Source organism: Bartonella sp. CL435QHHD (assembly GCF_042195095.1).
Classification (GTDB): Bacteria; Pseudomonadota; Alphaproteobacteria; order Rhizobiales; family Rhizobiaceae; genus Bartonella.
Genome location: NZ_JBHINS010000060.1, coordinates 1 through 18754, shown reverse-complemented (window position 1 = coordinate 18754; position 18754 = coordinate 1). Strand labels below are relative to the sequence as shown.

Below are 18754 nucleotides of genomic sequence, written 5' to 3'. Positions count from 1 at the left end.
ATTTCTGTGGTGTATCNGCTTGCAAGCATTGGCAATATTAAAAGCAATATTGGTCGCCAGAGAGGTTTTCCCCATTCCAGGGCGTCCAGCTATGATAATTAAGTCAGATGCTTGTAGCCCTCCCATTTTCTCATCAAGGGTTTTGATATGGGTAGCTATCCCTGAGAGCTGTGAGGAACGCTTTTTTGCAGCGCTTGCCATGTTAAGTGCTTTTGCAATGGCTGTATCAAAGTTTTCAAACCCACCCCCATATTTCCCTTTTTCGGCGAGCTCAAATAACTGATTTTCAATCGTTTCAATTTGTTGAGTAGGCGTGAGCTCTACAGGAGCATCAAAAGCTGTATTGGCAACTTGAGTGCCAAGGTTAATTAAAGAGCGTCGGATAAACAGATCATAAATGACGCTCCCATAATCTTCAGTGTTAATAATAGTGACTGCCTCTGTGGTTAAGCGAACAACATACTGGTATACAGTAATATCTCCAACTTTTTCTTCCATTTGGATATAGGGCTTGATTGTAATGGGGTTTGCAAGATGACCATTTTGAATAATTTGTAAGACAATCTCAAAGATCTTTTGATGTAGCCTTTCAAAAAAATGTTCTGCTTTGAGAAAGTCTGAAACGCGATCGAGTGCATTATTATTAATCAGGATTGCTCCAAGTAATGCCTGCTCCGCTTCAATATTATGGGGAAGTTGACGAAAAGAAGAAGCAAAATTATCTCTTGGATTTTCTGTTTTTAGCATGTTCAGTGTTCTCATTACTTTCTTTTCCCTTGTCTGGTGCCTCAAAGGTGATTTCTGTGGTGTATCCGCTTTGCTTCTCATAGCAGTGGGTGACGGTCGCGGCTTTCCATAGTCCATTGATTTGCCCACGAAACCCTTGCAATAAAAGAGGTTGATCCGCCATGACTTCGGGACGCCCCTCAAGGGTCAAAGAACCACTCCCCACAGCACGACACAACNCGCTTTGTTTTTCATAGCAGTGGGTGACAGTGGAAGCTTTCCATAGTCCATTGATTTGCCCACGAAACCCTTGAAGGATGAGAGGTTGATCCGCCATGATTTCAGGGCGTCCCTCAAGGGTCAAAGAACCACTGCCTACAGCACGACACAACCTGTCCGACTCGGAAGCAGCAGCAGCTCGTGCTTCCTCCTCACAAGTGTAACAAGTGCGAAGACGCCGCACGGGACCGCTAAACCCTGTCTGATGTTTGACTTGGCATTGCTGCCCTTTTGAGCGATCAAAATAAGAAGCTTCAATGGTGCCATATTGCGTACGTGGCTCTAACGTAAATTCCCAGTTGGAACAGTCGTGCTTATGGATGTCGAGTGCTGGTAAATTATCTCCGCTTAAAAATAAAAACTTATTGTCCTTGATTAAAAAACGTGCCCGCATGCGATCGGCAAGGCGGGTTAAAAAATCAACCGCCGATTGATCTCTACGAATCACATAAGGCAAAGGTTTTTCAGTGAACTGAGGACTGACCTTTGCCTGATAGCCATGGCGTTGGGCAAGTGTCTCAACAATCTCACCAACAGTTTTGTGTTCAAAATGCTCACTCACCTGTTCTTTGAGCTCTTTACGCATCGAGGCACTTTTGCCACAAAGGCGCAAAATCTCTCCATCACTGCCACCACAACTTACAACCGACTCGACAACAAAACGCCCCATAAAAGCACTGATGCTGTTCTCATAGCCAAAAATCACTTGCAGAGTGCTGTTGCTTGAGGGAACCTCTAAATCATTGCCACTATCATCAAACTCTGCTTCAAATGTATCGGCTTTATTATACAACACATTGATTTATAATGATAATTTACTGTTTTGTATATTGAATGAGAGACCCGAATATTGTAAGATTCTCTCATTTCAAATCTGTTTATATTGCTGAAGTATTTTTTTCAATTTTTTCCTCAATCGTATTGTGTAAAATTAAAATAATCGGGATAGCCATAAAACAACAGATCAAAATAAATAAGCTAAAAATACATATAAAAGTAAAGATATCAAACTCTCTGCCCCCATCCAATACTTGGATAATGACCTTATCCAACATCTGGATAACAAAGTCTACTGCCAAAATGATAACAAATATGCAGATGATTATTTTATAGTCCTTCGATGAAAGAACCATAACTTCTTTAAATGCTAAAACTTCAGATTCTTTATCAAATGCTGAAGAGACTCCCAAAACCTTATTATCTGGATTTTAAAGTGTCTCATGAAATGGTTATGTTTCTTGTATTGTCATACTGGTCTCATTTTTTTCTTTCATTTTCGGAGCGTGTTTCTGGTGCTTCTCCATATCTTTTCCATCTATCTCTTTCCGCTCTTTCACAGTTTCTGTTACACAAAAAACAAAGAGTCCCTATAATAACCATAACGGATATGATGAGTACTATTGCAAATCCCACCGTTCATTCCTTTTTCAATGAAATCGTTGTTCATCATCTCATGCATTTTTCCTCATTTGCATTAATGAACAACTTTGCTGTTTTCTTATCGAGATATTTTCTTCAAATTTTGAAGCCTATTGTTTAAACTATCAACTTCGTGATTGAGCCTTTCAAGTTCTTTATTGAGTCCATCAACATGTCCATGATGTTCAGAAATCACTTCTAAGTAATGTAACATTTGAGACTGATCTTTATGCTTATTTGCTTCACCTAGCCCTCGAAAGGCTTCTGTCCTTTTCTCAACATGCTCAAATATAGTCAAAACCTTCTCGATCCGCTCAAAAACCGCAGCATTGCGTTTTAGAGTTGTTTGATATTTATAAGAAAGTTGTTTGTTGTTTGGCATATTTTTCAGCAATGCCAAATAGAGTTCCTGCTGTTCAAGAGCTATTCTCTTCAAGTCGTCTACCATCACATTCAATATTTTTACGGTATCGCTCCATCCCCGTTCAGCATTTTCTTTTTCAAACTTGACTGAATCCAACTTTTGAACAGCATCATCGCGCTCCCTAACCACTGTGGAACAAAATAATTTATCTATACCCGTATAGCCATGCGAGGTAGACAAAAAATATGGTAGCAAAAATATGATAAGCAATAAGCCTTCTCTAAACAGAACTTTTTTTGTAAACATTTTTTTATTTTTCTCTGAACACAACAATTTAAATAGACATATAAATTAATATCAAAATATTCATAATGAAATTTATTAAATCTATTTTAAATAATCTACAATAAAAATAAAAAATGATAAGTTGTACAACAATTAAATACGCTACACATAGAGTAAATCTATAAAAACTAATTTATTCAACAGAGTAGCCATGGAATTTTCTATCTAGTTTTATATCTCTAGAGGAGTAATTTAATCTTTTATCCATGACTTTAAAAGAGTTTAATACGATGCTATAAATAATTCAAAAATGATATTTTGATTAACAATCATATTAACAATGGTGAAATAATGAGTAGACAAAACAGATAAACACAACCAATGATATTGAAGGGTATAAAGGCTACTTTTAATATAGCTTTGTTTTTTATCAGCAGCAGTAAAAAGTTTGTGTTTTTTACAAAGATTAAAATTTATTCATTTTTTATCGTATATTTTATGCTATCTTCCTTAAATTAATTAAAAGATCATAGAGTATTAAACTGATAGAATGCATTTTTCTCAAGCGGCATTTTTAGAGAAATGTTGATTTAATCAGTGAAGACAAACAATGAGCAAAGTTATAATTTGAAAAGACAGTATATAATATTTATGATCAATGATCTAAATTAGAGACATGAATTGGGGGAGTTTGATCTTTCTTACAGCACAGTAGCTCAAAAAAACAGTAGATGAAGTTTAAAATTCACCATTACCCATCATAAGATGAAAGCTTTCATCCCACGTTTGATTTTTTTAAACTATTTTCTTGTCCTGTCTGTAATATCTAAAGAATATCTTCAAGCACTCATAAGCACTCTTTTAGGTTATCATTTCCATAATCAACGTAACGGTTATCGAGCTTCCATTCCAGATACTGTTTTGCAAAAGGAAATCGTCATTTCAGGATACAGAAGGATTTGTGTATTTAGTCACAATGTATCATGCACTCTTCCTCTTATATCAGGAATTTAATTCTTAATTGTAATGACGTGATTAAAAAGCACCTTGCGAGACAATCTTTTTAATAAATTTTTAATAAATAAAGTAAAGATGAATTCTGAAAAAAACTTTTTTAGACGTAAAGTGATACGGAGAAACAGTCAGAAAGAAAGGGGGGGATTACAAATGTTGATGATTATAAAAAAAGATATCAAAAAATTACCAAAAACCGATTTATGGATCATTTGTGCTATTTCACCTAATCAGCAAAGAGAATGGATCAGTAAATGGTATATAAAAAATAAACAAGCCTCTATAAGTTCTAATTATGTCAATGATCTTGCCGTCCTAGGGTCATTTTACAGATCTAGACAAAATGATTGCTATGAAAGCAACAGCCCCACAAGCAACTCCCCTCAAAAGATGACAATCTCATTTATGAGGCTTATGTTGCTCCTCATAATCACTTTAAAATTGCATCATTTGCTTTCATTAATACGCTTTGAAGTCTCATATAGACTAAGGGACCTTTTTAATTTTGGGGTGGTTATGGAAAACAGCTTTCCACTGATCCCTGAGTGGGGATATGAAACCGCTACCTTTTCACAGAAAAATATTCTTTTCAGTGGAAATTCTTATTGTACAATCTATGGAACAACACAATGAACAGACCACGCGCCCTTGCTCTCAACTATGGCTCCTATAATGCTGTCCGCATGCTCATTGGTGTTTACCATGCTATTTTTTTAATGTCCATGGGAGTGAGTCTGGCGCAATTAGCTCTGCTTCAGGTTGTCTTTTCCACCACCATCCTGCTGCTTGATTTTCCCTGTGCTGTTTTATCTGACAGATATCGGCGTAAATATTCCGTTATGGCTGGGGTCTTTATGACAGGAGTATTTTATCTTCTATGCCTTCAAGCTCCCAATATGACAGCACTTATTATTGCGCAAATTCTCTATGCAGCGGGCATTTGCATCATTGTCAGCGCCATTGACGGATGGATTTACCATTCTCTAGGCGATAAACAGGATCACTTTTCGCATTATGCTCATCTCTACCACCAGGTTAACTCTTTCGGAAGTATTCTCAGTGGGATTGTAGGAATTGGAACGATCTATTACTCTGGACAATATTTTATGGGATATATCATCTCATGCCTCATGATGGGATTTATTTTTTTGATATTCCTTATTGTTCCTGAAGAAAAGAAAACGACAATTGAAACGTCCAAAACAAAAACAATCTTGCACAATGCCAAGGAAACGCTCTGGATATTTCAAAATACAGTAGGAGGAGCATGGTTTATTTTCCTCATGTGCCTTTTTAGCGCTGGTATTCAGATTATTTATCATTTCTGGCAACCGATAATACTTTCAGGGGGAAAAATTCATCACCTCAACGGTTCGCAAATGCTCGTCTTGATGTGCTGCCATATTGGAGCCTTTTCAGCACAATATTTTTCAAATTTACTGATGTCTAAGTATCATGTTCTTGATAAAAAATATAAGAATTCTATAAAATATTTTTCCTTCTTTTCTGCTCTGATGTGCATAGCGCTCTATTTTTTAGTTCATAGCCATCAAACCGCTGCATCAGTCATTGCCTTCTCTTTAATCCATGGATTTATTTGCACTGTACCGATCGGGGCAAAAAGCTTATTTTTCTCAGAACTTAACCAAAAACAAACGCAACATATTTCTGGTATTGTTGGTGCTGTCTCTTTTAGCGGAAGAATATTTTCAATTACAGTATTGAGTATTATTTCTTTTCTTCCTGCAAAAGTTTCTCCGTCTTACTACCTAATATTACCGACCATTACTTTTTTCATGTGTGGTTTGGTTGTCATGAGATGGATGAAACACTCTCAAAAGTCTCTATGAGAGGAAAACCATAACATTTCACCCACAATGTTTTTTTCTAAAAGAAATCGATACTTTTTTGAGAGCATTGCCACATCCAACTTTCAATATACAATGCAAATATAAAGCAACACATTGATTTATAATCATAATATACCAAACTTGAATATTGTAAGATTCTTTCTTTTCAATCTATTTTTATGGTTGAAACAATCAAAATCATTTGCTTGCACATCATAAGTGGAGAAAGCCGTATAGATAAAAACAATTTAGAAAAGAAAAAATGCCTTTTATGAACTCTCATAGTTAAAATCTATAACAACAGGAAGGCAGATATATAATATGCCTCTTTGCATCTTCATAAGGATACAAATGGTGTGGCTTTATAAGGCTTTATGTGTCTCACAGAAACTTTTGTGTTTTATACCATTTACGAGGTGGCGTCGCAAAATGGGCTTATACACATTGCAAAGATATCTCTTTAAAACAAGTGCATAAATTGGCAACACAAGTATATTTGTGTTTAGAACATGCTTTTTATATGAGAGGCATAATCCCAACGGAATAAACAAAAGCGTGAGATACGCAATCTTCATTATTTAAAGGACACGACCATAGAGATTCATGAAAGTTGTAAAACTGAATTAATAAGATGATGATAAAAATGGGAGCTCATTTCCATCTTTTCCGTTTTCATATTTTTTTCAAAATTAAAAGATCCTTCCGTTTTTAGAAATAACTCGCTAACAGATATATACAATATTTTCTCCCCTATTTGATATATAAAAGCTGACATAACCGATAAAGCAGTAAACCATCTTAAATATTGATCTCAAATATGCCGTTGTATAAGGAATAGGTGTTGATTGACACGCAAAAGCAAAAGCTTAGCAAAACAACGTCATAAAATAATAAATATGCCACCAAACGATTGAAACGACATAGGGAGATCAAAAACACTTTGTAGAACCAAATCCGTAACATATCTAGCTTTACGGCCGCTTATTCTTACAAACGTTCATGCTGCTCCCTATATCCATAAAATAAATAAGCAATCCTTAGCTAAAAAATGTGCAACGTCAATGTGATTGCTATAACAGAGCTTCGCTTTCTCCTTTATCAACAATAGCAATTTACATGAAACATCTTGCGCTTAAAATATCCCCCATTGGTTTTGCTTTAGTTTACACCATTAGAAAAGAAATTTTTGTAACTTGTTTCATGAAACATAAAATTAAAAATCAACACAGGAATTAAGAAAATGAGCAACCACACGCGCTGCTAATACAGGTATTACAATTTCGCACATAAATTTAGATAGAAGGAAGATAAAATAGCACCACTCTATAGCAGAGTAGCTGATAGAAAACGCCTAGCAAGAAAAGAAATCAAAAAACTTCACAAAATTGAGATTGGTAGAAAAGCAAATGAGCACAAATCACTGAAAACAAAATTCCTATACACAATCAACTGCTTTTATAACAATAGATGGCGGAGAGGAAGAGATTCGAACTCTCGAGAGCCTTTTGAGCCCTACTCCCTTAGCAGGGGAGCGCCTTCGACCACTCGGCCACCTCTCCAACAGAGAGGCATAAATGGTATCAACAGAAAGTTCAAGACATTTTCGATTTTTTTCCCAAATATCTGAAAATTTTTCTCCTATTGATCCCATAGGGAGCAAAAGTTAATAAAACAAGAATTGTGTCTTTTTTACCACAGCATCTCGAATAGTACATATATATATTACAAAAAGGTAATTTCATATTTGAAACTCTAAAAAGATTAGTTATAGCTAAGATAACAAGTGCTGCGTATTTTACTTATGTCTTTGTCCTTAATGCGTTAGGCAAATGGTACTCTTTAGAAGAAATTTAACCGGACCGCGGAGATCCCATATGAATATTAAATCCCTCTTTTTAAGCTCTACAGCAGCTTTTTTAGCAATTTCTGGAGCACATGCCGCTTCAACAGTTATCGCCGAACCCGAACCTGTAGAATATATTCGCGTTTGTGATGCCTACGGAAAAGGATATTTCTATATCCCTGGAACAGAAACCTGCATGCGTTTATCAGGAAATGTTCGTACTGATTTTATAGGCGGTAATAATATCGATGCAACAACCGAAACTGAACTAAGAGACAAAAGAAAAACCTACGGCGCCGCATCACGGCTCACCCTTGTTTTTCAAGCAGCTTCTGAAACAGAAATGGGAACACTTCGTTCATATGCAAGAATTTATTCAAACTGGGGTGATGGTAGAGACAACGCTGCTGCAAAGCTTGCCGCGGCTTACATTGAACTGGGTGGTTTTCGCGTAGGTCTTGATGACACAATTTTCAACAGCTGGACTGGTGATTATGGAGATGTTCTCAATGATGACAGCATAGCGCCTGCCGGCACAACACGCACCAATTTTATTTCCTACACCTTTAATGGTGATTCCGGCTTTTCTGCTATTATCGGCGCTGAATTAGGCAATAATGCAGATTCTCTTCCAGGAATAACAGGATACTACATTGATAAAGATGATAAGCTTGTTTCTATCACTGAGGGTACTCTTCCAAGTAAAGCAATTAAAAATTACACCCCGAATGTGATTTTGGGTATAAAGTTCATGCAAAAATGGGGTGGTTTTTCAGCAGTTGCAGCATATGATGCTTACTACAAAAAGTGGGCTGGAAAAGTACGTGCAGATTTCAATGTCAACGATCGTTTCAATCTATGGGTAATGGCTGGCTATAAAAATGGCCTTGATTACTACACAGTAAATGAAAATGATGAATTATCACGACAAAGCACAACGATTTATGCAAACTGGGGTGGTAAATGGGCTGCTTGGGCGGGTGCCACTTACAAGCTTACTCCAAAAGCAAATTTGAATGCTCAAGTTTCTTATAGTGCTGTAAAAACCTTTGCAACTTCTGTAAATATTACATACACGCTGGTTCCAGGATTTGTGATTACACCTGAATTAACCTATGTTTCTTGGAATGATGATCGCGTTGTGACGGATAAAAATAATGATGAAAAACATTTATTCAATAAGAAAAGTGCTTTTCAAGGTATGATCCGTTTACAGCGTTCATTCTAATCCTATTTAAGCTACAGCTTTTAAAAACTGGCAACATGGTTTGCCAGTTTTTATTTTTGGAATCAAATATCATGAATATCTTTTCCTGATACGTATTGTCTTGTCTCTCGGAAAAAAACGACTTAGTTTCATAAAACTACTCTCAGAAGATTAACCCTGATATGCTTGATAAGAGCACTTTACACGGGCGTTTACACATCACTTCAAACATAATCTCTTCCTTGCCCTTTAAAGCATGAGCAGACCCTTTTGCTTTATGACCAAATTGGTCTTTCTTAGCAATTTACTTCTAACCTTTGTTAATTTAGGTCATGAACTTCTCTGGTCAATTCTGTACTGAACAGATAAAATATTGAAAAAAACAAGACATCATTGTGTTTTTGATATGCCTGAATGTGTCTTCTATCAACACTCTAAAACACAATGTTTTATAACACGGCTTCATTAAAAAACTTAATCATCAAGAAACATGCTGTCAAAACGATGCAAATATTCCCTAAAGCAATAAAAGAGAAAAGCGATATATCTTCAAAAAATGAATTGACCTCTTCCCCTTCTAAAGAATAAAGCCCCTATCAGGAGCAATCTGTAAATACCCCTATTTTTCCTGAACCTACATCACATTGATTTATAATCATAATTTATTATTTTTCATGTTTCAATCAACCAAAACCTTTCACTTGTACAACAAGCGGAGAGAGCCGTGTGAATAAAAACGAGTAAAGAAAACCCTTTTATGAATCGTTTTAAACTCCAAGGGCTATAGTAACATTGAGATCTGACAAAATGTACGATAGTGCTAGGCACTTTTATTAAGCATAAAAATGAGGATACACTTCATAGAGGATTTTAGATTATATTCTCTATAAACGTCGCTGTAAAATATGTGTTGTAATACGCATTAAAAGACATTGCTTTAAAACAAGCATGGAAATATACAACACAAGTCCATTTTATTTGAAGCGTTTTATCCTGCGTAAGGAGCATGCCATCATATACGCAACATCTTGACTTTACGCGTTTTTAAAGGAAGAAAAGAAACAGTAAATTTAATCTTTGCAAATCATAGAGCTTTCAGAGTTATGTTTTCATAAAACGCCTTATACCGTACAGGGGATTTTTTAAACGATTAATGCCTTTTTTACATAAAGCCCATTGGCAAAAAGCAGCCTCTCTTGATAATAAAAAGGCTTACACGTAATCATAAGCCATATTTTCAATTAAAACGCATTGAATTCACGGAAAATACTTATCAACCAATGCATAAAGAATTGCTGCTGTTTCAACATCTAGAATCCCATCATAATTTTCTTGACGAAAATGAAGTTGAAATGCTCGGATCAAATCTTTGTATCCTGTTTGGGGACACGCAGCAGAAATGTCATATCCATAACATTTTAGCTTCGCCAAAACATCTTCTTTGGGTGGAAAGTTCTTAGAGAATTGCTCTTGATAATGACTTTTTAGTTCATCATCATACCATGCTCCTATACCTGCCTTATAAAGTTCTTTCCATGGAAAAGCTGCTCCTGGATCACTTTTTCTTCCAATGGCAATATCACTATGTCCCACCACATCAGTTGGCATAATATCGGGATACCGTTGAAGAATATTTAAGGAAAGTTCCTTAACGGCATCAATTTGTATTGGATTATAAGGAGGAAATATCCCCCCCTCATCATGATAAGCCATAAAACCAACTGTCTCTTCTGGAGACTCAGAATGACCCGTCGCTAAATTAACGATTTCAATCCCGATAGACGCATCATTGAGATGACTATGCCCAGCCCATGAACTCACACCCGCATGCCATGCACGCTCATTTTCATCGACCAGATTAAAAATACGCATGTCCTTAAAGCCTGCCTCACGATATGTCTGCTCTGAAGGATCAGGAACAAGATAGTGTGCACTAACCTTTTCTCCTGTAAGCGCCATAATCGAGGCTTTAAAATCAAGAGCCGTATAATGCATGACGAGAAAACGAACGCGACGATTAAAACTCTTGACAGAACGATAACTGTTGTAATCAATCTGATACATAAAAGCCCTTTCTTTGTTGCTTAAAAAGACCACTGCGCACCACAACAGATAGGACACGAACTGTTAAAAATTTCGCAATGAACTTCCTAATCTAGATACTAAGAATTACGCCTAAAATTTGTTCATCAAAAACATTGACACTCTTATCAACAATTAAGACACATTTTTATTTCTCCCCCACACACGCGTAAAATGTTTTTAACCACATTCACAAATACACCGCATTAAATCTTTTCCCCAAACAAATTCCTACAAATTACCAATCGAAAGGAAAACAAAAGCGTAAAATGATCACTCATTAAATCTTCACGTCTTACAGAAAAAATAGTTCTTCCTGTTATCAAATTGAAAAATATCGCCCCTCGGAAGCGAACACCCAACGATCATGCAATCACACAAAAACTTAAAGGAAAAATTTTATGAGCTCTTTACAGCAATTTATTATCAGATCACGGAACGGCACATGTTCACAATAAAACTCTTCACGGACATATTGTTCAATAAAATTTGCAAAACTTTCCTGTAAATGACACGACTTCTTGTCTTTTCACACCATCGCTTTTTGATTTACAAAGAATCTCAATTATCTACAACGCTTGAGGCACATGAAGTCTCTGGATTCCTTGTCATAGGCTCCATGGAAGATAATATATTGATTTATAATCATAATTAATCATTATAAATATTGAATGTAGCGAACCTAATATCGTAAAGTTTTTCTTAATCTTGAATCAATCAAAGTCATTTAATGACACATCAAAAGAAAAAATACCCTATAGATAAAAACCACTTAAGAAAATGATCAAAATACTTCTTATAATAGAACGTTTAATAATTTAAGAAATATTGTTACGTCCCCATAGAGGTTCATTTTTTCTTCTCAGTTTGCAAAACTCTTTTTAAGACAGCCCAAGCTGCATATTCTTGTAAGACGACACCTAAAAGTGGTCGCGTATAGGGAAAAGTAATATGATCCTCACCATAACCTTTCATCCGTATAGTCATCGTGGCATGTCCAAGGCTTTCTGCTTGATTTTCTAATGTCTCGATAGAAGGTTCTAGGCTCACTTCAACCTCAAGCAGTGGAATATCTTGTTTACCTTTTTCTATGGGCTGAAAATATTCTAAAAGCCGCGGATCATTGGCAGACCAATGAACCTCAACGTGCATTGCTAATTGTTTACAAGCAGTAGTAACTTCTGCACCAACCAAATAGGGATGAAAATGATTTTCAAATTCTTCCACGAAATGTTGTTCCAAGGGCGCTTCTGATTGACCAACAAGCTGTACAAGAACATAGGGGCTTTTCCATAAAAAATGCCGTTCAAAGGGCTCATTTTCAAGATGATCATCAACCCACTGCGCAATTGTACTTTCATCAATTCCAATCAAAGTCCATGCATACCCCGCACGCGATACAGAAGAATATTTCTTCTCATTGTGTTCTAAATAATTCTCTAAAAGCGCAAGAGCCTGTGATGGTGGACCAGGCAAAACAACAAGCGTACTTCCATCGCAAGAGAGATAAAAGCCTGGTGCTGTGCCTGTAGGATTATCAAGCACGGTTGCTGTCTCAGGAAACAATGCTTGACGCGCATTACTCTTATCCACCAAAATCCCTAATCGTTGTAATTGACCTTTTATTGTTTGCCAAACATCTTCATGATGTAGTAAAGGCTGCTTTACAGCTTGAGCAACTCCATCGCGTGTTATGTCATCTGATGTTGGTCCCAATCCCCCACTGATAATGATAAGATCTTCTTGTCCAAGACAAGCAACAACAGTCTCACTGATTTGCTGTAATTGATCAGCACAAACAAAATGACGTGTGACTTGAATATTTCTCTTGTTCAAGCTTTGGCTTAAATCTTGTAAATTCGTATTCAAATATTGTCCTGAAAGGAGTTCATCACCAACAGTGATAATCGCCGCACGACAAACAAAGACAGGCTTCACAAGAGAATTGCGAACAGCTTCAGCCATTTGACGGGTAGAGGCGACACCTCCAAGATCATAGGTAACGGTTTTTCCAGCACGAATAACCTGATCAACACTCTCAGATAATTGTTTTGCTGCATCTTTAAAGCCTAAATGCTCTAAGAGTAAAGCCGTGGTATAAAGCATCGCAGAAGGATTTGCTTTATTTTGTCCAGCAATACGTGGTGCGCTTCCATGAACAGGTTCAAAACAAGCAATCTCGCTCCCCACATTCGCATGAGATGCAAGCCCCAATCCCCCCATTATCCCAGAGCCAAGATCAGAGAGAATATTGCCAAACATGTTTTCAGCAACAATCACACCAAACCGCTCTGGCTTGGTTGCAATCCACAAAGCAACCGCATCAACATTATGAATATCTGCTTCAATTTCCGGATAGTTTTGCGCAATTTTCTCAAAAATTTCCTGAGCAAATTGTCCACTTTCTCGCATAACATTGGGCTTATCAGCAAAAGTAACGCGCCTAAAGCTATATTTCCTTGCATAAGAAAAAGCATATTCAAATAACCGCTCTAAACCAAAGCGTGTCTGCAAACGGACTGTCCACGCAGCTTCCTCAAGCCCATATTTTGTCAAATTTGGATGTTTTAGCCAAACGGCTTTTTCAGGAGAAATACCCCGAAAATCCAATCCAGCATAAAGGCCTTCACTATTTTCTCTGATAACACAAAAATGAAAAGGTTTTCTCGGACCAGAGATGTATCTTACAGAACGTATATTTGCAAACAAACCTAACTTTTGGCAAAGTTGAAGTGCGGGAGCAACATAGGCAAGGTTTTTCTCTTTTAAATGCGGAGCAAGTTCTTTTAAAGCCGCTTCTTTTCTTTTATTGGTCACAGCACCAAGTAAAATAGCATCACTCTGAGTAATTTTTTGCCAAGTCGCTTGAGGGACAGAATCTCCTTCCTGTTTCCAACATTCAAAACCAATATCACCATAAGTCAATTCAATCGGCAATTGAAATTGCTCTAAAACCATCAACGCAGCATCACAAACCTCTAAGCCTATCCCATCACCAGGTAAGACAAGAACTTTCTTTTTCATAGTCCCTCCATCCACTCATCAATGACTGCATCCGTCATAGTAGGATTATCCTCCCACAAACGCGTACCAGCACCAGAGATAAGCTTATATTCATGATTCAGATTATGACTTTTTGTCTGATTATCTACCGTTGCAAGTTGCGACTTTTCTCCCACTAAAGCTAAAAACTTCCCCTTATACTTAACTATTTCATCTCTAGCATCTATTTCTAATAAGAGTTTAAACCCTCTTGTCATGCGTTCAATTGCCACGCTTTTTTGTTTATCGGGAATCTCCAATAAAACTCTTTTTTTCATAATGCCAGAAGGATGCATAAAACCATTGAGTATTTCCAAAGCCCCCGATAAATCATTATTTTCTAAGGAGGCAAAAATATCTCCAAGGCGCCGTTGCAAAACCTTATCTGGATAGCCAGGTGCATTCACAGCAAGCACAGCTTGAACATTGGGAAGCTGGGCTGCCAATATTTGTACCAATGTTCCAGCCATAGAAAATCCCACAAGCACTGCGGGCTCTTTAAAATAGCTTTTAAGTTTTTCTGCCATAAAAGATAAAATGTCTACAGCAGAATAATTGAGAACATGAGAACCCTTAGGAAAAAGAGAAAGCGTATCCAGCAGAGTGACAGGGAATCCTTTTGTTGAACATAGCTTTGTCAATGGAGAACAAAAAACACCACCATCCCAAATTGGCATTACAGGAGAGAGAATAATAATAGGAAGTCCCATTGATCAATTCCTCCCCTTATTTTTAAACATGCATTAGAGCCAGAACTTTTCCTACCCAATATAATGAAAATATGTTGAAATTCTATGCTCATATTCTCCCCTCATAGTAATCGATTTGTTAAACTCAAACTAAGCTTGTAACAAATTTTAAACCCACTCAATCCAGAAACTTAATAAAAAAAATTCATCTAATGTACAGGTGCCCCATTTGTGTAAAACATCAAAAGCATTTCCGCATAATGCTTTCTTTTTATCATTTCACTCAGCTTATTTCTGAAGTCATAAAATGACGCGCTTTTTGAATATAAATGATAAAACCAATCATACAACACACAGCTAACAAAGTTGCCATAGCCCGTGGGCTATGACCAGAGATTTTTCCGATAACCGCTGCACTGAGTGCCGCACTTCCTAATTGCAAAGATCCCATAACACCAGAAGCCGCTCCCGCAGCTTTCGGATGCGATGAAATAGCCAACGCTGTTCCTAACGGCAATAAAAAACCATTTCCAAAAGTAAGAACAGCAATAGCCATAAAACTTGTCACAAGGGGCCATGGGCTTAGATACATTTGCAAAGCAAACAGCACACCACCTATCACAAAAATAATGTACCCTCTGCCCACAGTCTTTTCCATAGACTCGCGTTCAAAAAACCATCGCGCCAAAAGATTTCCCAAAATATAGGGAAACGAAACACCAATATAGCTATAACTAATGTGTATCGGTGATAACCCCAAAGTCGTGAGTAAAAAAGGCGACTCCACAATATAAGCAAAATAGGCAGCGTAAGAAAAACACGGAATAAGTGCATAAAAAATAAATTGTTTATTTCTGAAAACACCTAAATATGCCTTCATCAATCCTACCGGAGAAAAATGCTGCCGTCTTTGAGGGGGTAGAGTTTCGCTTAGCACAAAACAACATAGCAAAATGGTCAAAAATATAAAAAAGCTTAAAAAGATAAAAGTTGCCTGCCAATGAAAAGCCTGTATCAAAAGTCCACCAATGAAAGGTGCAAGCGCTGGTGACATTCCAATAAAAGGGAAAACAATCAAATAAAGTTTTCCAGCCGCTTTTTTATCCAACAAATCATTGATAATTGCACGACTTAAGACAAGTCCCGCACAAGCACCAAGACCTTGCAAAAAACGTAACACAAGAAAAGCGTGAATATGAACCGTATAAATCACACCAAGTGTCGTAAATAACCACAAGAATAAGCCCAATAGAAGTGTTTTTTTACGCCCAAAATTATCACTCAGCGGCCCATAAATGAGCTGTCCAAGTGCCAATGCCAACAAAAAAACCGCCACTGCACTTTGAATTTGAGATTGTGTCACTTGATAATATTGACGCATATCGCCCAGTGCTGGTAAAAAAATATCGGTAGAAATCAAACCTCCTGTTGATAAACATACGATAAGTATAATGAATGGTAATGTATATTTATGTTTCATCAGGAAAGTCACATTTCTTAAATTTAAAAATATTTAAATTTTACGTTTATAGAAAAATAATAATTTATATTTATAAATATAAAGCTATTTTAACTTTATCCACAGGGAATAAAATAATCAATTTTCTTTATTCTTTTACTTTATTCGAGAATAATTCAGCTTGTTGATACATAAATCCAGTGTATGATCCGCACGCACACACTCAACACGTAAATAAACACTTAGTGCTTCACTTTATAATTAATTTTAAAGCATAGCAAATCGCAATTTTAAAACTATACGCAAAAGAAGCTAAAAGATCAAAACTCTCCTTCAGAGATATATTTCCCAATCCGAAATAGCGCATTTTGTTGTATTCATGTTGCCCTATCTTCATCAGCTTTTTTCATTGATATCATCAACAAAAACGCTCCCAAACTCTATCCCTCTCCATGATAACAACATCACTTTCCCGACAACATCTTTTATCAGAATTGGTTTACAACGCTCAAAGAAAAAAGAAGCCACAAACTCCCTTTCCTCAAAACTCCCCACGCAAATATTATTGTAACAATACAGCATATAATAATGGCTCATGGAGAAGTCTTTATCAACACAAATAATTGAGCAAATAAACTTAATAGCCCACTAATATCATCCACTAATATCATAAAGCAAATTGTGCTTCTATCTCGCTCTAAAATCTAAATTCATCTTGTCCATTTTGTTAGAATTTCATTCTACATAGCCAGCACAAAGTTTATTGCCTAAGCTATTGACAAACATGCTATAATAAAAATTTGATAAATCATTCTGCATCTAATTTAGAAAGCAAGGAGAAGCTAGTAATGAATATAACAGAACGAGCCATGTAGCAATTACTTGTACCTATTAAAGTGGAAGGAAAGACATACACAGAAATCACCTTACGCCGCCCGAAATTTAAAGACTTAAAAGCAATACAGAGCAAAGAAGGTGACGAGCAATCAATTGAAATGATCGCATGTCTTTCAGGGTGGTCCTATAATGCCATCAGTAAACTTGGTGTTCGTGATTTTTTAAACATTAAAGACATTGACGGGCCTTTAATAAAAAAAAGTATTAAAAAAACTTGATAAAATGAATACAATCATAAAAATCCCATCCCTAAAAATCCTATCCTTAGAAACTCAATTTTCTAAACATCTCAAAAACTTTATAAACAAAGTAAATGCACCCATAAAAAGCATAATGGATGAATGTATTTTAATCGACAGTAAACCCGAAAAACGCACAAGTAACCTTTACACAAATACATTTGAAACAGAAGACATGACAACTGCAAATGCAAAAGTGAAAACCTGTAGCACCTATGAACCGATTACAGTTCATAATCCCTACGTCATAAAGGTGGAACGCATGACCTTTACAAAATGCACTTTCTTAGTACAAGATGGTCCATCGAACCAAATTTATCTCTCAAATCAAAGTGCTCTTACATCGTATAAAAAAACTACGGGCGAAACTAAAAAACAACCTTTGGAGAGAATCTCGAAACTTTTGGACATTGTCTCAAAACTTTTCAACTTTCCTCTCTGGTTTTGGGAGTTTTTACTCAAAGAACTTAGAAAAGTTTTCTAGCATTGTTTTGATATAGAGCAATAAGAGAAGGAAAAACAGCTTAGAACACTAATGTTTCTTCCTTCTCTTTTATCTCTCATAGCTTTTTGAATTGAATACTTTTGATATTTATTTTGAATAATTGAAGCATTCTTTTAATTATAAGTACAATATAAAAAACTAAAATTTTAGAAGACGCGCTGTTTTTACAAAAAAATGAATAATAAAATAAAGACTCCAGAATTTTACTTTTTACCTTCAAACATAATCAATGATGGAAAAGCGTTTACAAAGTTTTCCTCAAGCAGTATCTGGGACATTACTTGAAAGAAAAGCATTAAGAGAGCTTACTTTTAAGCTAAGGGGGAAAGATTAAACTTCACAACGACATTCAATCTTTTAAACATTGCAGTACAGAACGGGAAAAGAGAGCCATACCCCCATAGACCGTTTACCCCCCATCAACTAAAATTCTCGATAAACTGGTATTATCAGTTCTAGACTGGAGTCATGTAAGAAGAATTTTAAGTTAATGATCACCGTCTTGTTTTCGATGTTTTCTGTCCTTTTTGGCGCATATCTATTCACTTTTGGAACATAATTTGCAAAAAGGCATTGTATCTCCAGCATATTCAAGGAGATAAAACATGGAAACTCGCATTCCTGAAAACACACCATTCGAGACGAATTTTCTAGGAGAAACGTCTCTAGAAGAAAAATATTCACTCTTTCACACACCCATTTCATGGTCCGCAATCTTTGCGGGACTGGTGACAGCTCTTGCCACCTCAATCTGCCTTTCTTTTCTGGTCGCCGCTTTAGGCTTAAGCCAAATGGATTTCACTTCTTCAACCCCATTTGAAGGCTCTTTCCTCTCCTTTGGCGTGGGCTCTGTT

10 protein-coding genes, 1 tRNA gene and 2 pseudogenes are annotated in these 18754 nt (G+C 36.4%); 5 read left to right on the top strand and 8 right to left on the bottom strand.

Going from position 1 to position 18754, the window contains the following annotated elements:
• Nucleotides 1-18: 18 nt before the first annotated feature.
• From ACFILH_RS03710 to ACFILH_RS03700, 3 genes and pseudogenes are all read right to left on the bottom strand, one after another.
• Nucleotides 19-762, bottom strand: a pseudogene (locus tag ACFILH_RS03710) (DnaB-like helicase N-terminal domain-containing protein); the annotation flags it as partial.
• Nucleotides 719-1801: a phage late control D family protein gene (locus tag ACFILH_RS03705; protein WP_375667391.1), complete on the bottom strand. Its 1083-nt coding sequence runs from the start codon at nt 1799-1801 to the stop codon at nt 719-721. The gene ACFILH_RS03705 and the pseudogene ACFILH_RS03710, both read right to left, overlap by 44 nt.
• A gap of 702 nt (nt 1802-2503) precedes the next feature.
• Nucleotides 2504-3094 (bottom strand): hypothetical protein, encoded by a 591-nt coding sequence (locus tag ACFILH_RS03700; protein ID WP_375667390.1) that lies wholly within the window; start codon nt 3092-3094, stop codon nt 2504-2506.
• 1152 nt (nt 3095-4246) lie between these two features.
• Between ACFILH_RS03700 and ACFILH_RS03695 the strand changes: the two genes are divergently transcribed.
• Both ACFILH_RS03695 and ACFILH_RS03690 read left to right on the top strand, forming a co-directional pair.
• The gene (locus ACFILH_RS03695; RefSeq protein WP_375667388.1) at nt 4247-4720 is read left to right on the top strand and encodes a hypothetical protein; all 474 of its coding nucleotides are present in this window, start codon (nt 4247-4249) and stop codon (nt 4718-4720) included.
• Nucleotides 4717-5937, top strand: coding sequence for an MFS transporter (locus tag ACFILH_RS03690; RefSeq protein WP_375657800.1), 1221 nt, complete (start codon nt 4717-4719; stop codon nt 5935-5937). Before ACFILH_RS03695 ends, ACFILH_RS03690 begins: the two co-directional genes overlap by 4 nt.
• Nucleotides 5938-7405: 1468 nt before the next feature.
• On the opposite strand, the gene ACFILH_RS03685 is transcribed toward ACFILH_RS03690, so the two are convergent.
• Nucleotides 7406-7496, bottom strand: a tRNA-Ser gene (locus ACFILH_RS03685).
• 315 nt (nt 7497-7811) lie between these two features.
• Here ACFILH_RS03685 and ACFILH_RS03680 point away from each other — a divergent pair.
• On the top strand, nt 7812-9008 hold the full coding sequence (locus tag ACFILH_RS03680; protein WP_375667387.1) for a porin: 1197 nt from the start codon (nt 7812-7814) through the stop codon (nt 9006-9008).
• A gap of 1236 nt (nt 9009-10244) precedes the next feature.
• Here ACFILH_RS03680 and ACFILH_RS03675 read toward each other — a convergent pair.
• From ACFILH_RS03675 to ACFILH_RS03660, 4 genes are all read right to left on the bottom strand, one after another.
• Nucleotides 10245-11051, bottom strand: coding sequence for an N-acetylmuramoyl-L-alanine amidase (locus ACFILH_RS03675; RefSeq protein ID WP_375657509.1), 807 nt, complete (start codon nt 11049-11051; stop codon nt 10245-10247).
• Nucleotides 11052-11918: 867 nt separating this feature from the next.
• Entirely contained in the window at nt 11919-14093 is a 2175-nt protein-coding gene (locus ACFILH_RS03670) for an isocitrate/isopropylmalate family dehydrogenase (RefSeq protein WP_375667385.1), read from the bottom strand.
• On the bottom strand, nt 14090-14821 hold the full coding sequence (locus ACFILH_RS03665; RefSeq protein ID WP_375631637.1) for an alpha/beta fold hydrolase: 732 nt from the start codon (nt 14819-14821) through the stop codon (nt 14090-14092). Before ACFILH_RS03665 ends, ACFILH_RS03670 begins: the two co-directional genes overlap by 4 nt.
• 262 nt (nt 14822-15083) lie before the next feature.
• Nucleotides 15084-16280 (bottom strand): multidrug effflux MFS transporter, encoded by a 1197-nt coding sequence (locus ACFILH_RS03660; RefSeq protein ID WP_375637839.1) that lies wholly within the window; start codon nt 16278-16280, stop codon nt 15084-15086.
• An 875-nt stretch (nt 16281-17155) separates the two neighbouring features.
• Between ACFILH_RS03660 and ACFILH_RS03655 the strand changes: the two genes are divergently transcribed.
• Together ACFILH_RS03655 and ACFILH_RS03650 are read left to right on the top strand one after the other, a co-directional pair.
• A complete protein-coding gene (locus ACFILH_RS03655; RefSeq protein WP_375660202.1) occupies nt 17156-17374 on the top strand; it encodes a phage tail assembly protein in 219 nt (72 codons plus the stop codon).
• 1131 nt (nt 17375-18505) lie between these two features.
• Nucleotides 18506-18754, top strand: a pseudogene (locus ACFILH_RS03650) (DUF3792 domain-containing protein); the annotation flags it as partial.

What these genes read in the sequence shown, in the direction of transcription:
- ACFILH_RS03665 (WP_375631637.1), bottom strand. Translation starts at nt 14,821, where the DNA reads ATGGGACTTCCTATTATTATTCTCTCTCCTGTAATGCCAATTTGGGAT.
- ACFILH_RS03675 (WP_375657509.1), bottom strand. Translation starts at nt 11,051, where the DNA reads ATGTATCAGATTGATTACAACAGTTATCGTTCTGTCAAGAGTTTTAAT.
- ACFILH_RS03670 (WP_375667385.1), bottom strand. Translation starts at nt 14,093, where the DNA reads ATGAAAAAGAAAGTTCTTGTCTTACCTGGTGATGGGATAGGCTTAGAG.
- ACFILH_RS03690 (WP_375657800.1), top strand. Translation starts at nt 4,717, where the DNA reads ATGAACAGACCACGCGCCCTTGCTCTCAACTATGGCTCCTATAATGCT.
- ACFILH_RS03680 (WP_375667387.1), top strand. Translation starts at nt 7,812, where the DNA reads ATGAATATTAAATCCCTCTTTTTAAGCTCTACAGCAGCTTTTTTAGCA.
- ACFILH_RS03700 (WP_375667390.1), bottom strand. Translation starts at nt 3,094, where the DNA reads ATGTTTACAAAAAAAGTTCTGTTTAGAGAAGGCTTATTGCTTATCATA.
- ACFILH_RS03660 (WP_375637839.1), bottom strand. Translation starts at nt 16,280, where the DNA reads ATGAAACATAAATATACATTACCATTCATTATACTTATCGTATGTTTA.
- ACFILH_RS03695 (WP_375667388.1), top strand. Translation starts at nt 4,247, where the DNA reads ATGATTATAAAAAAAGATATCAAAAAATTACCAAAAACCGATTTATGG.